At 63.4% G+C, this 17,910-nt stretch carries 12 protein-coding genes and 3 pseudogenes; 3 read left to right on the top strand and 12 right to left on the bottom strand.

Annotation, left to right across the window (positions count from 1 at the left end; genetic code table 11):
- Positions 1 to 243: 243 nt before the first annotated feature.
- A complete protein-coding gene (locus tag J8J14_RS21820) occupies positions 244 to 2,325 on the bottom strand; it encodes a methyl-accepting chemotaxis protein (RefSeq protein ID WP_209381666.1) in 2,082 nt (693 codons plus the stop codon).
- Between the two features lie 443 nt (positions 2,326 to 2,768).
- Between J8J14_RS21820 and J8J14_RS25940 the strand changes: the two are divergent.
- Positions 2,769 to 3,330: pseudogene (locus J8J14_RS25940) on the top strand (transposase); the annotation flags it as partial.
- A 256-nt stretch (positions 3,331 to 3,586) separates the two neighbouring features.
- Here the strand turns inward: J8J14_RS25940 and J8J14_RS21810 are convergent.
- From J8J14_RS21810 to fliK, 11 genes and pseudogenes are all read right to left on the bottom strand, one after another.
- Positions 3,587 to 4,425: pseudogene (locus J8J14_RS21810) on the bottom strand (IS5 family transposase).
- A 304-nt stretch (positions 4,426 to 4,729) separates the two neighbouring features.
- Entirely contained in the window at positions 4,730 to 5,545 is an 816-nt protein-coding gene (locus J8J14_RS21805; protein ID WP_209381664.1) for a nucleotide-binding protein, read from the bottom strand.
- Complete coding sequence (locus tag J8J14_RS25530; protein ID WP_280843007.1) at positions 5,545 to 6,606, bottom strand: flagellar biosynthesis protein FlhF; 1,062 nt, start codon at positions 6,604 to 6,606, stop codon at positions 5,545 to 5,547. The genes J8J14_RS21805 and J8J14_RS25530 overlap by 1 nt, the downstream gene beginning before the upstream one ends.
- A gap of 50 nt (positions 6,607 to 6,656) precedes the next feature.
- A complete protein-coding gene (gene flhA, locus J8J14_RS21795) occupies positions 6,657 to 8,735 on the bottom strand; it encodes a flagellar biosynthesis protein FlhA (RefSeq protein WP_342452508.1) in 2,079 nt (692 codons plus the stop codon).
- An 8-nt stretch (positions 8,736 to 8,743) separates the two neighbouring features.
- Positions 8,744 to 10,138: a sigma-54-dependent transcriptional regulator gene (locus J8J14_RS21790; RefSeq protein ID WP_209381661.1), complete on the bottom strand. Its 1,395-nt coding sequence runs from the start codon at positions 10,136 to 10,138 to the stop codon at positions 8,744 to 8,746.
- A gap of 4 nt (positions 10,139 to 10,142) precedes the next feature.
- Entirely contained in the window at positions 10,143 to 10,475 is a 333-nt protein-coding gene (gene fliN / locus J8J14_RS21785) for a flagellar motor switch protein FliN (RefSeq protein ID WP_245216061.1), read from the bottom strand.
- Positions 10,476 to 10,490: 15 nt separating this feature from the next.
- Positions 10,491 to 10,943 (bottom strand): FliH/SctL family protein, encoded by a 453-nt coding sequence (locus J8J14_RS21780; protein ID WP_209381660.1) that lies wholly within the window; start codon positions 10,941 to 10,943, stop codon positions 10,491 to 10,493.
- A gap of 275 nt (positions 10,944 to 11,218) precedes the next feature.
- Positions 11,219 to 12,238: a flagellar motor switch protein FliG gene (gene fliG / locus J8J14_RS21775; RefSeq protein ID WP_209381659.1), complete on the bottom strand. Its 1,020-nt coding sequence runs from the start codon at positions 12,236 to 12,238 to the stop codon at positions 11,219 to 11,221.
- Complete coding sequence (gene fliF, locus J8J14_RS21770) at positions 12,235 to 13,911, bottom strand: flagellar basal-body MS-ring/collar protein FliF (protein WP_209381658.1); 1,677 nt, start codon at positions 13,909 to 13,911, stop codon at positions 12,235 to 12,237. Before fliF ends, fliG begins: the two co-directional genes overlap by 4 nt.
- A gap of 180 nt (positions 13,912 to 14,091) precedes the next feature.
- Positions 14,092 to 14,778 (bottom strand): flagellar hook assembly protein FlgD, encoded by a 687-nt coding sequence (locus J8J14_RS21765; RefSeq protein ID WP_209381657.1) that lies wholly within the window; start codon positions 14,776 to 14,778, stop codon positions 14,092 to 14,094.
- Between the two features lie 21 nt (positions 14,779 to 14,799).
- A complete protein-coding gene (gene fliK / locus J8J14_RS21760; protein ID WP_209381656.1) occupies positions 14,800 to 16,041 on the bottom strand; it encodes a flagellar hook-length control protein FliK in 1,242 nt (413 codons plus the stop codon).
- Between the two features lie 239 nt (positions 16,042 to 16,280).
- On the opposite strand from fliK, the gene J8J14_RS21755 reads away from it, so the two are divergent.
- A complete protein-coding gene (locus J8J14_RS21755) occupies positions 16,281 to 17,492 on the top strand; it encodes a flagellar hook protein FlgE (protein ID WP_209381655.1) in 1,212 nt (403 codons plus the stop codon).
- Between the two features lie 52 nt (positions 17,493 to 17,544).
- Positions 17,545 to 17,820 (top strand): annotated as a pseudogene (locus J8J14_RS21750) (transposase); the annotation flags it as partial.
- Between the last annotated feature and the right edge of the window lie 90 nt (positions 17,821 to 17,910).

The following is a 17,910-nucleotide window of genomic DNA, read 5'->3' as shown; positions in this document are numbered from 1 at the left end:
GACCTCGGCGGGGGTGACCGTCCGTGCCCCTGGACCTGTCACACCAGAGTGCTACACCAGCCCCGAAGCACAGCGCCGAGGGTGCTGGATTGTCGAGCTTCGCCGTCGATCTGGTTGGGAGCCAAGATCCCCAGCATCGGTTGAGGTCGCAGGCCCCGCTACCATGGGGAAAAGTTGGTCCATGGTAGCTGGCACCCCGATCGCGTGAAAATGCAACTTGAGTGCCTGCGATCGGCCTCGCCACTACGCCACGCGAATGTCATTCAGAAAGCGGTCCATGCGCCCACGTAGCACCTCCGCTTGCTGAGCTAACTCGCTCGAGGCAGCTCGAACCTGGCTGGCGGCGGCCCCTGTTCGCTGCGCCCCGTCGGTTACGCCGGAGGTGTGACGAGAGACATCTTGGGTGCCCATCGCCGCCTCAGCTGCCGCCCGTCCGATCTCGCCGGTCGCGGACGTCTGTTCCTCGACCGTTGCCGCAATCGCCACCGCGATTCCGCTAACCTCCTCGATAGTGCACCCGATACTTCTAATTGCCGACACGGCTTGTTCGGTGGCTGATTGGATTTCGGCGATCTGGGACGCGATTTCCTCCGTTGCCTTTGCAGTTTGGGCCGCTAACGTCTTGACCTCGGACGCGACCACAGCGAAGCCCCTCCCCGCTTCGCCGGCCCGCGCGGCTTCGATCGTAGCGTTCAGCGCCAGAAGATTAGTCTGCCCCGCAATGCCACTTATAAGGCGAACCACGTCTCCAATCCGAGCCGCCCCCTCGGCCAGGGACTTCACCGTTGTATCCGTCTGCCGCGCATCCTGGACTGCCCGGCTTGCGACAGTCGTTGCTTGGGAGACTTGCCTATTAATCTCCGCGATTGACGCCGCAAATTCCTCCGCCGAAGCGGCGACCGTCTGGACGTTAGCACTCGCTTGCTCGGCCGCCGCAGCCACCGAAGTGGCACGTTCGATCCCGTCCTGCGCCGCGCCAGCCATTGCGCTCGCCGTAGCATCTAGTTCCGTAGCGGCGGCGGCCACGCTTCGAAGAACATCCGCGGACTCCACATCAAAATCTCGTACCAGCGCATCAACGCGCGAAGCCCGTTCTGCCTTGATGCGCTCCTCGTCCGCCTGAGCTATGGAAAGCGCATCAGCTTCGCGTAGCCCGTCACGGCAGGTCGCAACCGCTCGAGCCATCTCGCCGATCTCGTCCTGCCGCCTCATGTCTGGAAGCTGAAAGGCATACTCCCGCAAGGCCAGCTTCAGCATGACGTCACGGAGACGGCCCAGTGGCCGTCCGACACGGTGCCGCATAATGAGAATGATGCAGACACCTAGCGCGAGCACCGTTAGTGCCGTTACTGCCGCTGCTACCAGCCAGACAGTAGCATCTGCAGCACGATGGCGGGCCATCTCACCAATGGTGGCCAGCGCACCGTCTGCGATCTCCACGAAGAGATTCGTTGCCTCATCAAGCGCACGGTTCATTCCCGCCACGCTAACTGGGGACTCCCGCCCCTCAACGGCGGCTCTGTACACATCGTCACGCATCGCGACGAAACGCCCGAAGTATCCTTCCTGCGCACTGTCGATCGCGTTACGCATATTCTGAGGCAGGCCCGCAGAAATGCTAGTTACCAGCGGCCATGTCGCCGACACGCGTGTACGGAGGCCAGTTACAGCTGTACGATCTTCTGAGGGCACGGCCCGCCGCGTGATAGCGGCTAGGAGGTAGTCGCGCTCGAGCCCTGCAGCATCGCGTGTTGCATATGCCGCGTCCTTCACCTGAGCAAGGGTTGCGCTCAGTCCATCCATACCCCGAACCTGCGCGGTCAGGGTCGTGCTAATCTCCTCGAGTAGTTCCACCAGCTTCGTAGCGGCAGCGCTATACCGGTCGGCGATCCCAGAGGGCCTCCGTGCCAGCGGCTGCGAGGTAGCAGGATCGGCTTCACTACGGACAGCTTCCAGCGATCTACGCGCGGCCGCCAGCTGAACCGGCGCGTTGTTGCTGGCGCAGGTGATCCTCGCGCAGATTGCTTCGAGTGCATCAAGTGCGGGCCTTGCCGCCGCGCGAGCCCGACCGGCACTTTCCATGAGTTCAGCGCCTGCGGGTGCCTCAGCGCGGAGGGCCGTGCGGACCGGACCACGCTCGACACGCGTCGCCTGCAGCGCGACGAATGCTGTGCGGGTCGCGTCCGCTATCTCGACCGCAGTGGTCGCCTTCTGCAGATCCTGGGCGGCTCGCACCACCAGCCAAGTTGAACCCCCGACCAGGGGAAAACACAACAGCCCAATGAGTGACCCAAGCTGGAGGGCTAGCGAGGAACGGATCTTCATCGGGCTTATCCTAAACATTGGCCGAGCGGCCTGGGGAGTTGGCCCCTGTCTTGGTCGCAACATCCGCGCGATTTATGAACCCTTTCTTAATCGGATGCGGTGGTGACTGGCCTTCAGGGCTGTGAGGCTCCCCCGACCTCGAGCCTCAAGTGCCGCTGTGATCAGAAACGCAAGCGCAGCGTCGAGCGCTCCCTCCCCCAAGATCCTGCCCGTGCAGCTCTCTAGGAGCCGCAAATCACGCCGGCAGATGCCAGTACGCGCCTCACGGTGCTACACAGTGCCAGCTAACGAAGTGCTTCCAGCAGACGCTTTCGGCGCTGGCGCAGGTCATGCTCCCGGTGATTGTATAGGAGGTGGCCGCTTCAGAGGAGCCGGCCACTGTAGTGACCTTGATCAGGGGACAGGTTTGCCGAAACCTACAAACCGAACCTCGGACCTCCACGATGACCAACGACAAGTCTGCCCTTCGCGAGCTGCTGGAGAAGGGCTCAGATGCCACCTTCCTGCAGCGAAACCCGGCCCGCGGGGAGCGCTCCCCAGACCGCCTAGCGTAGCAGAATGGGTAGCGCGAGCGGAACCGGCAAACCCGGCCCGGCACCGTCAAGCTCCGGATCCCCAGGCTCCGGCGGGGAGCCACTTGCCGACTTTCCTGGAGCCCCGCCGACTAGCGGAGAAGGCGCTGACGCCGGGTAATCCAGGAGACCAATGTCCAGGACATCTCCAGGCGTTCAGTGGACGACCTGGTCCGGGGCATGGACCTGGAGGGCGTCAGCAAGAGCCGAGTCTCCCGGCTCTGCGCCGAGATCGACGAGCGAGTGCGCTACGTCCCGCGCCGCCCCTTCGAGGGCCATTGGTCCGTATATCGCAGTGCGCTCAATCCGGCTGGACGCGACCTACGCCAAGGGTCGCGAGGCCGGGCGCATCGTACCAACGACGGTGACCGTCGTGGTCGGGGTGGACGCCGACATCCGTCGCAAGGTTCTCCGAATGGCGGTCGCCAAGTCTAGTGGAGCCATCACCCTCGAGCAATCCGACGAGCGGACCACCCAGCGCTGCCGCTATATGCCCCAGAAGCGATCAGCACCGTCAACGATACTGCCTCTGTCAGGCCCTCTGCTATGACTACCTTACCCGGCTAACCAGCCCACCGGAGATCATTGATTCTGCACCACGTAAGGCGGCACGACCGCTCACCGTCGACATCCTGCAATTTCTGCCTTGGGAAACACAGCCCCTGAGAGCCGTTCCGGGATCTTCTGCTTCAGCCTGAAGGGGTTACGGCGAGGCGGCGGTGCATGAGGCGGATCATAGCCAGGCGGATGAAGGCGGCAGCTTTGCGTGCGTGACGCTCATAGTCGCGGGCCAGCCTGCGGCAGCGACTGATCCAGGTGAGCGTTCTCTCCACGATCCAGCGCTTCGGCAGCACGACGAAGCGGTGCTGGTCACAGCGGCGGACGATCTCGAGGGTCCAGTTGCCGGTTCTGGCGACGGTGGCCGCCATCCTTGGGCCCTGGTAGCCCGCATCGGCCACCAGGTGCTTGATGAAGGGGAACCGGCGCCGGGCTTGGCGCAGCACGGCTTCGGCTCCATCCCTGTCCTGCACATTGGCCAGATGGACGACAACGCTCAGCAGAAGGTCGAGCGTAGCGACGAGCACATGTCGCTTGCGCCCGAGCACCTTCTTGCGGGCGTCGTAGCCGGACGGATCAAGCGTTGCGCCCCCTTCTTGAGCTCCCTTAGCGCTCTGGGCATCGATGATGGCCAGCGTCGGGCTGGCCTCGCGTCCCGCCTGCGCGCGCACCTCAACATAGAAGGCGTGGTGAATGCGCTCCAGCGTGCCATCCCGGTCTTAGCGGTCCAGGTAGTCACAAACCGTGCTTCGGGGTGGCAGGTCCTTCGGCAGCGCCGTCCACTGACAGTCAGTCGAGAGGACGTAGAAGATGGCGTTCAGTACCTCCCGCACATCCACCGTCCGGGACGCCCACCGCGCTTGGCGGGACGGATCAGCGGTGCGACCAGCGCCCATTCGGCGTCGGTCAGGTCACCCGGATAGCCCAGGCTACGCCTGTCATATGTACGACGGTGTTCCGGCTCCCACATGTGGCCCCCTCCATTCAGGCACCGAGGCCCGAATCACGACCGACTCAACAGATTCAACTTCTTTCCGGAAGGGCTCTGAGGGCGCACTAGAAGAGCCCCAGACCGACCTGGGCATTGCGCAAGGTGAACGGAAGCCTTGGCGCTCATCCTCCCCCAGGTGCCAGGGAGCCTAGGCCCCCGCTTTCCGGCATCCAGTGCCGGCAAGGTTCTACCCAGGCGCGTCCGGTTTTGGGGAATTAATCCGATCAGCTGGCACTGTGAGCCAACAGCTACGTTCGCAAGATCAGAAACTCGCGAACGCTGCTCACACGGCAAGTCGCCCTGAATTCGCGATGGTGGCGAACGCAGTTGTGATCTGCAGACTGAGCGCCACTGCTTCTACATCCGCCGCCGCATTGCTGTTCGGATGCCGCATCAAAAGCGGCACTTGACGGCGGATCGCGTCCCGTACCCGCTCATCCCGGCGGATCACTCCGCCGAGGGGAATCTCGCGCCGCAAGAAGGTGGTGCACGCACGTTGCAACGCCGCAGCAGTGCGCTTCCCCTGAGCATAGTCGGCGGCTTGATTCACGATGATGCGCGCGTCACCACCTGGTCGATCAGCAGAATGCAGTTTCAAAACGGCATATGCGTCCGTCAGGCTGGTTGGCTCATCAGTTGCTACAACGAGGAGTAAGTCGGCACCGGCAGCCAACCGGCGTGTAGGAGGGGCTAGTCCGGCCCCAAGATCGAGTAGCACGACGTCCCAAAAGGCCGCACTGTCCCGTAGCAGCAGGTTCAACTTCTCCACCGTCGCAGCGTCCAAAGCTGCCAGAGCACCGCTCCCGGAACGCCCGGCTAGTACATCAAAACCTCCATCGTCATGCCGCATAACAGCCTGCCGAAGTGTGAGGCGGCCCGTAAGTAGCGCGTGAAGATCTCGCTCGGGCTGCAGGCCAAGTTGTACATCCACATTGGCGAGGCCAAGATCCGCATCGACAAGGAGAACCTGCAGCCCACGGCGCGCCAGCACCTGAGCGAGGGTGATTGAGAGCCAAGTCTTACCGACCCCACCCTTACCTGACGCTACAGCTATAACGCGACCGGGCGGCAGAAGGTCCACGGCACTGACATCGGACATTAGCGGTCACCTCCATTCTGCACCGTGGCCGCGTAGCGGAGTAGAGGCTTCTGTTGCGTATCCTCGCCCTGACCTCTGTCCTTGACTTCCACGTCACGACTAGTCGGGGCTGAGGCGTCGCTGCGGGTAGCCTCAGGGGCGCGGTGCGTTCTGCGTCGGAGCCGCTCCGCCAACCAGTCGGGCGAGAGTACCATGAGTTCGTCTGTAATGAGGTTACTGCTGCCTGCCTCCGAGAGCAGGAGGTCCGCTGTAAAGGCCGCGGAGATGATGCCCCCCATACGCCGCCCCGCATCGAGTCTCGTCGGCACGAGATGGGTCGCTCCCATGGCTCGGAAAGCTTTGCCAAGCTCTCCCGCTTCGGCAGAGTCCAGCCCACATGGCAGAACCAGCAAAACGTGTGGGCGCGTGGCGCTGATCAACGCCAATAGCAACTGCGCCTGCTCAGGATCAAAGGGATCGATGCCAGGCGTATCAATCAGCACGGCGCCGCCAGGCGGCCGAAGTGCAACCGCCTGCAGCGCAGCAGCAGATGTGCGCGCCTGAAGCAACGTTGCCCCCAGAAGTTCCGCTGGCCCGGCCAGTTGCTCACCAGCGCCAGGACGTTGCTGGTCAGCGTTGATAATGAGCGGCGCAGAGCCGCCACTCATCACATGCCGCGCCGCCAACTTCAAAACGGTCAAGGTTTTACCTGCCCCGGGGGGGCCCGCGAGAAGTAGTGGACGAGTCCCCAACTCAGGCAGGCGCCCAAACCGCAGTGATGCTGCAACCGTGACCTCTAGCGGTCCGGATAGAAGCCGCGAGTGCAACGCCACCGGCACTCCGTGATAGTTAAGGGCGTGCCCAACGTCCGAATCCGCCCGCGAAGGGGAGGGAATGTACTCTAGGATCTCGGGCGCGGCGGGAACGCCTCTAACCGACTCTGAGGCGGCTGGGAACACGGATGCCAACGGCTCCTCCGGCGCATGGGGATCGAGTGCCCCTGTAACTTCGAACCCGCCTGCCACCCGGCGGGAGGATATAAGTACCGCGTCGGGACCCAGTTGATCGCTGAGTTGCCGCATGGCTTCCACCATAGTGCGTGCACTTACGACCCGGATGCGCATAACCGGACCTAAACGCTGCCCAGTATGCGAAGTTCGGCGCGGGCGAAAATTTCAGCCTGGGCCAGGACTGGTGTGGCGGGGCGGAAGCGCTCTACCACAGCTCGCACATGCGGACGTATCCCGCCGGAACAGACCAGAGCGGGAGCTTCGCCCGATGCGGCAGCAGTATCCAGAGCTCTTCGCAACCGCTGGACGAACTCAGCGACGCGTCCAGGCGCCATCGCAAGCTGGCGGTCGTCTGCAGGTCCCACCAAAGCTTCCATGAACGCGGCTTCCCACTCGGGACCAAGCGTAACCAGCGGCACGTCACCGCGCGGCCCCCGAAGGGAATTCGTAATCTGGCGTGCCAGCCGCGAGCGGACGACGGCGACGATGCCATGCAATCCACGCCCGCCGCCCGAAGTGGCCTCTTGGATACCTTCTAAAATCGTAGGAAGGTCGCGGATCGACACGCGTTCAGCAAGCAGCGCCTGCAGCACACGCTGTACCGTGCCGATGCTAGTCTGAGCTGGGATCAGGTCGCCGACCAACCTTCGCTGGTCCTCCGGCAGTCCGTCAAGCAGACGGCGCGTCTCACTGTAGGAGAGCAGCTCCGCCATGTGCTCACGAACCACCTCGGTCAGGTGTGTCGCAAGCACGCCAGCAGCGTCAACGACCGTGCCGCCCCGGGCCAGGACCTGCTCGCGAAGGCTCTCTTCGATCCACAGCGCTGGCAACCCGAAGGCCGGCTCGTTACACCGCTCACCCGGCAAATCTTGCAGACCGGTCCCCGCATCGATTGCCAGCAACATAGGCGGTTTCAGTTCGCCGCGCGCCGCCTCCAACTCTTTAAGCCGGATGACATAGGTGCTGGGACCGAGCTGCATGTTGTCCTGCACGCGTACACTCGGGAGAACGAAACCCATTTCCTGAGCGATGCTCCTGCGTAGAGCCCGAATCTGCTCCGTAAGTTGCGGTGCTTCGCCCGAGGCAAGAGAGAGCAGCCCATAGCCGATGTCCAGCCGGAGCATATCCATCCGAAGCGCCTCAGCAACCGGAGCGTCGACCGACGAGGCCGCAGCCTCTGAAGGCGGCGGGGCCGAAGGGGCGGACGTTTCGGCTGCCTCGACCTTGTGCCGGGTCCAAGCAAGGGCGCCCGCGATACCGGCCAGGACAAGAAATGGGAAAGCCGGCATTCCGGGCATGAGAGCCATCATGCCCGCGGCGCCGGCCGCGACCCCGAGAGGCTTCGATCCACGGCCGAGCTGGCCGGCGATGATCTGGTCGGCGCGCCCGTCTGAATTACCTTTCGTGACAACGATGCCGGCTGCGACGGAGGTGAGTAATGAAGGAATCTGAGTTACGAGGCCATCGCCAACGGTAAGTGTGGCAAAGGCCTCCACGGCGTCGCTGAATCCCATTCCGTGGCGGCCAATTCCGATCGCAAGGCCTCCAAGCAGGTTGACAAAGGTTACGATCAGACCTGCCACTGCATCACCGCGGACGAACTTTGCGGCACCGTCCATTGCGCCGAAAAAGCCGCTCTCCTCCTCCAGCTCTCGGCGCCGGCGGCGCGCCTCCCCTTCGTCTATAGTACCGGAGGAGAGGTCGGCATCAATTGCCATCTGCTTCCCAGGCATTGCATCCAGGCTGAACCGAGCAGACACCTCTGCGATGCGCCCTGACCCTTTCGTGACCACCATGAAGTTCACAATGAGGAGAATGGCAAAGACGACAAAACCGATCAGGACGTCGCCGCCCATCAAGAAGTTGCCAAACGCTGCGATCACCCCGCCAGCCGAGCCTGGTCCCTCGTGGCCATGCGTAAGCACCATACGCGTTGTTGCAACATTAAGGGCAAGACGAAGCAGCGTCGTTAACAGCAAGATCGTTGGAAAGCTGGTGAAATCCAACGGTCGCTGCAACATGAGAGCCACGACAAGCACCAGCACGGAGGCGGTGACTGAGATCGCGAGACCAAGATCTAGCAGCACCACTGGAAGCGGAACCAGCATTACCCCGATCACCGCAACAACGCCGAGAGCTAGAGCGACATCGCTGCTTGGGGTGATCCGGCGCAGGCTTGCTGGCAGGGAGATCGCGGCCACCACTGGACTTACTGCCCCATGGCCGCGTAGCCCGGGGCTGCCGTCACCGGTAGCCCGATTGCCCGGTAGTCCTGCAACTTATTCCGAAGCGCACGAATAGAAATTCCTAGCACCTCCGCCGCTCGCGTGCGGTTACCGAGACAATGTGCAAGCGTACCAAGGATGAGGTCACGCTCGACCTCCTCCATGCTGCGTCCGACCAGGGCGGCTATGCCATCCGAGGCAAATGGCGTAGCTTTCTGCGTCGCTGGACGGTTCTCCGAGCTAGGCCTCACTGTCTGACCGCGGGCCAGATCGGGCGAGGCCAGGTCGATTGCGTCAAGTCCGATCTCTGGCCCATCCGCCATTAGTACGGCGCGGTGCATGGCATTCTCCATCTCGCGCACGTTACCAGGCCAGTTGTAAACCTGCAGTGCAGAAGCGGCCTGTGCGGAGAACGGCCGCAATGGCAAGCCGTTTACACCGGCGAAGCGCGCAGCAAAAACTTGCGCAAGTGGTAGGATGTCCCCTCGTCGCTCACGGAGCGGCGGGAGACGCAGGCGCACAACGTCCAGCCGGAAGTAAAGGTCTTCTCGGAACCTCCCGGCACGAACCTCAGCCATTAGGTCTCGGTTCGTGGCGGCTAGGATGCGCACATCGACGCGCACGGGGTGCTTGCCCCCGAGCCGGTCGATCTCTCGCTCCTGGATTGCCCGAAGCAGCTTTGCCTGCAGTCGCAGGTCCATCTCGCCGATCTCATCCAGAAGCAGCGTTCCATGTGCAGCCTGCTCGAACTTTCCCTTTCGCTGCGCGACCGCGCCCGAGAACGCGCCCTTCTCGTGCCCGAACAACTCACTTTCCAGAAGGGACTCGGGCAGAGCTGCGCAATTGAGTGCGACGAAAGGACCCGCCGCACGGCGCGATTTTGCGTGTATGCGACGAGCCACCAGCTCCTTGCCCGTTCCGCTCTCGCCCGATATCAGCACAGATGCTTCGGCCCGCGCCACTTGGTCGACGCGGCCCAGAACGGCGATCATCGCCGGATCCTGAGCGACCATTGCATGCTCAGCATCGGCCTCTCCGGCCGCCGCTTGTAACATAGCAGCGATCAGGTCGGCGTCCGGTGGGAGCGGAAGGAAGTCACGGGCGCCTTCACGCAGAGCCCGCAGAACAGCCGGGGCCTCCGCTTCCAGCCCGCACGCGATTAAGGGGCACTGAATCCGCTCTGCATGCATGGCGCGAAACAGCCAGCCAATGTCGTGCACGACCTCGCATAGAACTACATCGGCACCTTCCTGCCTGAGCCGGCTCAGTGCAGTAGTGACGCCGGCCGCTTGTACTACGCTAGCCCCGCGCGCCTGCGCCAGCCGCGCCGCCTGGCCGAGCTCTCCTTCCAAGGAACCGATGATCAGGACGCGTGGCATGGCGTCAGCTTACCCGCTCCGTCTTGACGATCTCGGTCATGGTAACGCCGAGCCGGTTCTCGCCGACCATCACCACCTCCCCACGCGCGACAAGGCGATTGTTGACGTAAATGTCTACGGCCTCGCCCAGCTTGCGGTCCAACTCCACCACGGCGCCGCGGCCGAGCTTCAGCAGCTGGCTTACCTGCATGGTGGCGCGACCCAACACCGCGCTCACCTGCACGGGGATGTTGTAGACGGCTCCCAAGCCTTCCGCCCCCGGAATATCACGCCGTGTCTCTGCTGGCGCGTAATCGCACTCGGCAAGTGGAATTCCAATGCTGGTTTGATCAGGCATATTGCCCTCCACGTCTCAGTTTTGCGGTACTTCGGCGGTAGTGAAGCCGGCACTCGAAAGCAGCGCGGACACGGCGCGACGGGCCTCGGCGGCGCGACTTTCTGCCTGGCCACCGTGCCAGCGGAGTGAGACGTCACCATCGATGAGCGATGGATCGGCGGAGACGGTGACGCTTGCATGTGAGGCGAAGCGCTTGACCAGGGAGGCGGCCACAGCAGGGCAGACACGCAGCTCTACGTGCGGCTCGCTGACCAGCATCGGCAGGACTAGTTCCGCGAAGGAGGTTGCTTCGTCCAGGGCAAATCGGGCCGAGAGCGAAGGCAAGGCCCCCACGAGAGCAGCTACCATCAGCCCTGCCATTGCCGAGGCAGCCTCCTCAGCCACGGCTCTGGCGGCCAGGGCCGCATCCGCCATCTGCGCGGCGGCGAACTGAAGCGCGGCCACGGCCGCCTCTTCGCGCTCGGCCACGGCAGCGGCGCGCCCCGCCGCTTCGCCTTCCGCGTAGGCCGCGGCCCGCTGCTGCGCGAGGAGCGCCGGTAGCGGATCGGGCTGCGGGACGGGAGCAACGGCTGGGCGGGGCTCGAGGTCGAGTGCTGCGAAAATGTGTCTTGGCAGACCTGCTTGCGGCGGAGGTGTGGGAGCGGACATCGCCAACGCGGGCGCGGCAGGTGAGGCACGACGCAGCAGTAGCGCGTGGTGGCGTGGGGGCGCCTGCTCAGATAGCTCGGCCGAGGCAAGCGCGCTCAATATACCATCTCCTCGACTTCACCCTCAGCCAAACGGATCTCGCCCTGCTGCGCGAGCTCCTTGGCGAGCGCCACCATCGCCATTTGTGCTTCCTCGACGTCCTTCAGGCGGACGGGGCCGAGCGCGGATATGTCATCTCTCAGCATCCTGCTGGCTCGCTCTGACATGCTTTTCATGAAGTGATCCCGCAGCGTGTCGGAGCTCCCCTTCAGAGCCACAATTAGCCGCTCCTTCTCAACAGCGCGAAGCAGGACGGCAACGCCCGCGGCGTCGAGCCGGTTCAGGTCTTCGAAAGTGAACATGAGGGAGCGAATGCGAGAGGCAGACTCTGCCGCGCGCTCCTCGAGCCCAGACATGATCCGACCCTCGGCGCCTCGATCCAGGTTGTTCATGATCTCGGCCAGTAGCTCATGTGAGTCCCGCCGGGTGGACCGGGCGAGGTTCGACATGAACTCGGCTTTCAGTGTCCTTTCCACACCCTCAAGGGCCTCGGCCTGCGGGCTCTCCATCCGCAGCATGCGCATCACAACTTCCATAGCGAAACTGTTGGGGAGGAGCGCAAGGACACGGGCAGCGTGATCGGGGCGGATCTTGGTGAGCACCACAGCGACAGTTTGCGGGTACTCATTCTTGAGGTAGTTGGCGAGTACAGCCTCGTTTACATTTCCGAGCTTGTCCCACATTGTGCGCCCGGCCGGTCCGCGCAGCTCCTCCATGATTTGGGCGACCCTGTCCTTTGGTAGACCGCGGAGCAGCAGACGCTCAGTCGTCTCCCAGGATCCCACAAGTGAGCCGGCTTTGCCGACCTGCTCGGTGAACTCCTGGCAAAGCCCCTCTACGATCTCGGCAGAGACGCTCCCTAGCTGCGCCATAGCCGCAGACACATCGCGAACTTCATCTTCGTGCATGCGCGCCAGAAGGCGCCCCGCCCGTTCTTCGCCGATTGCCAACATCAGTGTCGCGGCTCTCTGCGGGCCAGTCAGGGCGGAGAGGCTCTTTGTTTGTGTGAGACTCATGCCTTCGCCTCCTCGGGTGTTAGCCACCGACGCAGCACGGCCAACGTCTCATCCGGGTTCTTCTCTACAAGTTCGGCTAGGTTCTGCAGACTCGCCGCTCGGATCTGCCCATTCACCATAGCAAGATCGATCATCACGCCGTCCTGGGCGTTGTCGATCACCGCAACCGCGTTAGCTGGAGCGGCGATAGCGCCGGGGGGACCGGACAGGTTGAGGGTTGTGGCGTTACTAGCCAGGACGCCGTCCTCGCGGAGTGCAACGCTCATGAGGAGGCGCTTGGTGAGCGGGCGTGCGACTAGTAGTAGCGCGACCAACGCCACCAGGGCGAAGAGACCGCTTTCTAAGAGCCGCGCGGTTAAGGTCGGCGTCATCGTCGGCAGACCCAAGAATCCGCTGGCGACTACGTCGCCTTCCTGCGCGAGACCTGGGCCGGCGAACCGGAGCGACACGACCTCTAGTCGGTCGCCGCGACCCTCGTTGAAGCCGATCGCACCCCTTACCAGGGCAGTGATGCGCGCCAGCTCCTCCGGCGTTCGCTCGCGGTAGCGCGGCGGACCGCCGGTCGTCTCAGAGGCCTCCCGCACGCCGTCCACCAGCACCGCGACTGAGAGGCGGCGCAGGATCGGCTGCTCGCGCAGCGTGTTCCGAGTTGTGCGGCCGATCTCGTAGTTGGTCGTTTCGTCCTGCTTGGATTCCTGGCTCTGCGGCCCGCTGTTCGGGGCGGCGGCAGGAGCGCCAGGGAGTTGGTTGGCGACACTGACATTTTGCGGCTCACCAGAGCGACTTGTCTGGGTCGCCGAGGTTTGGCCTCGTACGACCTGGTTCTCGGGATCAAAGCGCTCCTCAGTCACTTGGACACGCTCGTGATCCATCTCGATCGTGGCCTCGGCCCGCACATTGCCGGGCCCCAGAATGCGCTCGAGCATCTCCTCAATGCTGCGCGCCATGCGTAGTTCCTGCGCTCGCCGTAGTTCCTCCTGGGTCTGGGCCAACCCTCCCACCGAGCTGGTCGTAGCGCCTCGCGAGAGCAACTCGCCCCGGCCGTCTACCACCGCGATGTTCTGCGGCTTCAGCCCTGGCACTGCTGAAGCGACGAGGTGAAGGACTGCCTGGATGCCCTCGCGGTCGAGCCGCTGCACGCCGCGCATCTGGAGGACTACGCTAGCCTGCGCTTCGGTACGCTCGCGCGAGAAGGGTTCGCGGCGCGGCATCGCGAGGTGCACACGCGCGGCTGTTACGCCGTCGAGGGCGCGGATGCTGCGAGCCAGCTCACCTTCCATCGCGCGGAGGCGGTTGACGTCCTGTTGGAACGGTGTGGTGGTCAGGCTGGTCTGACGATCAAAGATCTCGTAGCCGACGCTGCCCCCGGCTGGCAGCCCGTCGCGCGCCAGCATAAGGCGAAGGCGCGGTATCTGCTCTTCGGAGACTAGAATCTCGCTGCCGCCGCCGCCGAGCCGGTAAATCACTCGGGCGCGGTCCAGGGCCGCCACGACCTGTGCAGCGTCGCGCTGCTCCAGGCCGCCATATAGCAGGCCCATAGGTGGGGAGCTGGTGCGCAGCGCAAGGAAGGAGAGGGTACCGAGCGTCAAGGAGCCTACCAGCCCAATGGCGGCCAGCCGCACCGGGCCGAGGGCGCGGAGTGAGGTGAGCAGGCGTGCCGCTCCGCCGGTCATTTGGGCCTTACCTGGCCCTGAGAGCGGAGCATCGCCGCCCATTCTGGGCTGTTGCGTCGGCACATTCACTCGTGTCCCCGTGCGCAGCATTCTCCCGCGCACCCAGAACCTTCCTGAGGTGCGTTTCCTGAATGTTAACGAGGTTGTTATTCGTGGGCGCGAAGCGCCTTGGCTGGGTGGCTATAGGCGGCGCAGGTCTCCGATGCCCACGGCGAGGGCACCTAGGTTCAGCTTCGGATCTCCGTTATTGCGACTGACACTGTCGACGGTGGCCCGAAGTGTGAAATCTAGCGGGCCGGTGGACCTCCCGGCCGCATCCACGCCTGTGACGGCAACCTTATAAGTTCCGTCTGCGAGCTGCCTTTCCTGGTTGTCCCTGCCATTCCAACGCCAAGGGGTAGTCTCACTCCCGAGTGAGACGCTGGACTGGCGAAGGACGATGCCACTTGGATTTGTTACGGTAACAACAGCCTGCCGGGCTGTGCCGGCCTGATCCAGTGACGGCAGCTGCATCGTCTGCGCTGTCCCATTCCGCATAGTAATGAGGTCAGAGACGACCTCTACCTCTTGCCCGACGAGCGAGGCAGCCGAAAGTAAAGAATTTGACCGCTGAACATCCAAGAGTGCCTCCATGTTCTTGTTGGCTGCAATTTGCTGTTCCACGGAGGAGTACTGTGCGAGTTGCGCGGTAAACTCATTGGCGTCGAGAGGCGCCAAGGGATCTTGGTTTCGCAGCTGTGCAGTTAGTAGTTTCAGGAAGCCATCCATATCCGTGGCGAATTTGGCTGCCGCGGTGGAGCTTCCCGTGGTTTGCAGGGGCTTGGTTGCAGAAGTGCTTGTGAACGGGAGACTGCTGGCGGTCGTCAAGTTATTGAACTCCGTTCTTTGTCAGACGGCAATGTCAATTCGGTTTAAGGAAAGGCTGTGCCTCTGCGCGGCGGCAAGAGGCATGCGAGTGGCTTCACCGCCCTCATTCGCCGAGTGGCGCTTGCCGGGTTGTTGTCGTGCTTCCTGCTCAGGCGAAGATTGGTGACCGCTGCCGCCTTGAAAGAGGCTAAAGCTCAAGTTTCGGCCGCCCTCCCCGCCGACGCCCGCTTGCTGCAGCACTGCCTGGATCGCGTCGGTGTCGCGCATGAGCATGTGGAGGGTCTCTGGCCGCTCGGCGCAGAGGCAGACCTCCGCCGGACGATTGGTCACCTGCTCCATCGTGATTTCGACACGGCCTAAGCCGCCTGGCTGAAGGGCGACAACCAGACGCGAGGGCACCTGGTGCCTGCCTGACTGTGCTGAGAGTGAGAGGATGGCGGGCGATATCTGCTGCGCTGGTGGGGACGGAACGAACGCGCCGGCGTAGCCCCGAGCCTCAGCAGGCATCGGCGCCGGCGCAACTGCGGCCGGAAGTGTACTCGACGGCAGCGACACGCCCACTCCTGCGGCCGGGGCGCCGATTGAGTTGGCGAGCGGCTGAGCATGCACCAGTCCGGGGCTCGGTCGAATGGCGTCCTCGATTTCTGTAGCGGCGGTTACCTCACCGTCTGCGCTCGCATCCGTGCCGGGCGAAACGGCTGCCGACCCCGCTAAACCGATGATGCCGTCCGTCCCGATCCGGGCGCCGCGCCTGTCCATCTCCGCGTCGGGCATGCCCCCCTTGCTCGCCGGGGCTTCCGCCATTCGTTGGCTCGCCACGGCAGAGACATACTCAGGCAGGGCCGGCTGCTCCGTGAGGGAGCTCACCGCCTGTACGGCGGCACTACCTTCGGCGAGGTGCGCCGCCGACACCGGAGTAACATTGTCGCCCTGCTCCAAGCCGTCGCCCTCATCGCCGGCGGGTTCAGTAGAGGGCATATTCTGACTAGGCACTTCTTGCCGCCCGGCGAGAAACGCCGGGTCATTTTCAATCGCTTCCCATTTTTCTGGAGCGACCTCCTGCAGGTCCGGCTCACATTGGCGAGCCCCCGAGCCACCGCGCACGCCTTCGAGCGCCTTCTCCTTGGCATGCGTGGGACCTTTCAGGGCACCATTCAGGACCTCGGAAAACCTGCGGTCGTCCGTGCCTCCATTTACATGGATGCTCTCCGTGTCGAGTGCTGGCGCTGGCGCGGAGCAAGTAGGATAGAGGCTGGCGAGCATGACCCGATCACGATGATGCAGATGGCGCCCTCTGGCGATCACATCACGCTCTGCACGTACTGGGCCAAAGAGAGCCGGAGAGAGACACAGCCGTTTTGGGCGCCGCGCAAAAGGTGACGAGCTTATTCGTGGCTGATCCCAAGGGCGGCCAGCGACTGGCACGGGCGTTGCTCAATACCTGCCAACCAGGGCCGGCATTCTCGCCGAATTCCCAAACCGCTCCACTGAGGACACTCTCGATGTCGCTCTTCACGTCTCTCACAACCGCCATCTCTGGCATGAATGCGCAGTCGCGCGCGCTGGGCCACATCTCCGATAACGTGGCGAACAGTCAAACGATTGGCTTCAAGCGCACCGACACTCACTTTGAGGACTTGCTGACGCAGTCCAGCAGTCGCATCCATACACCCGGCGCGGTCTTTGCAACGCCAGAAGCCACTGTCTCACTACAGGGTTCCCTGGAGATGGTCGACAACCCCCTTTCCATTGCGTTGAGCGGTAACGGCCTATTCAGTGTGGCGAGGCCAGCCGGCCGCAGCGCCGATGGCTCGATGGCGTTCGATGATCAGCAGCTTTTTACTCGTGCCGGCGACTTTCGAAAGGACAGCTCAGGCTATCTCGTGAACGGCTCCGGTTACGCCCTTCAAGGATGGGGTGTGGGCGCCGACGGCTCGCTAAATCAAGGCGTCATCGCGCCGATCCACGTTGATGAGCGGCCGCTCCCGGCCCGGGAAACGACGGCGGCGGCTCTTACCGCCAATCTGCCGAAGTCGCCCTCCAGCTCGGATCCTATCAACAGCCAATTCCAGATCTACAATGCCGCTGGTGACCGGAAAACCGTCGAACTCACCTGGGCCCGCGGCGCCGATCCGAATACTTGGACCGTCAGCGCAGGCGACGGGGCGAGTGTGATCGGGACACAAACGTTGGTGTTCGACGGAGCAACGGGACGTGCGCCGGCGGGAAGCGCCCTGACCTTCACCGGGAACTTCGGTCAAGGCAGCCAGACCGTCACGTTGGACCTGTCAAACGTCACTCAGCACGCCGGCACGGCCTATGAACAGAGCAAGTTTACAGTAAACGGTGAGACGAGCGGCTCCTTCCGCTCCGTCTCCATTCGCGACAGCGGTGACGTGGTTGTCAGCTATGACAACGGCGCCAGCCGCACAATCGGCAGGGTGCCCGTCGTGACCTTCAACAATCCTGACGCGCTGCAACGAATGGATGGACAAGCGTTCGGACTCACCGCTGAAGCAGGGATGATGCAGGTGCAGGCGTCGGGAACAAAGGGCGCCGGCACCATCTCCGCCAGTGCAGTTGAGCACTCAAACGTCGATATCGCGGCCGAATTCACGAAGTTGATCGTTGCGCAGCGCGCCTACACAGCGAACACACGGATCGTGACCACGACGGACCAGATGCTTGAAGAGACAATCAACATGCGGCGTTGAGGAAGCGGCGGGTAGAAGCACCGGCGGATGACGCGGCGACGAGGGGCGCGACGACCGGCGCTTCCTCGAGGCGCTGCACTACTTCACCGTCAATAACGTCGCCTGGCGGGCACTGCCACCCGAGTTCGGCAATTGGAGTAGCATTTGGAAACGCTTCTGGCGCCTGAGCTGGAGCGGCGTGTTCGAAGCCTTCTTCCAGGCCCTCGCCGAGGTGAGCCGAACTGCACATCTCTTGCAGATGTTCGATAGCACCGTCATCCGCGCGGATGTCTCGGCAGCCGGCGCAAAGAGGGGCAGTGTCCGTCGTCGAATGCTTTGGGACAGGTGAGGTGCTGAACTAACGGAGGCTCGGGCTCATCTGGGCTGGAGGTTAGGCGGCTCGGCGCTGATGCAGCAAGCGCCGCTGCTGGATGGTCTG

The sequence above is a fragment of the Pararoseomonas baculiformis genome (assembly GCF_017813395.1).
Taxonomy (GTDB): Bacteria; Pseudomonadota; Alphaproteobacteria; order Acetobacterales; family Acetobacteraceae; genus Roseomonas; species Roseomonas baculiformis.
The sequence above is the reverse complement of the archived record's forward strand: the minus strand, read 5'-3'. Positions and strand labels throughout refer to the sequence as shown.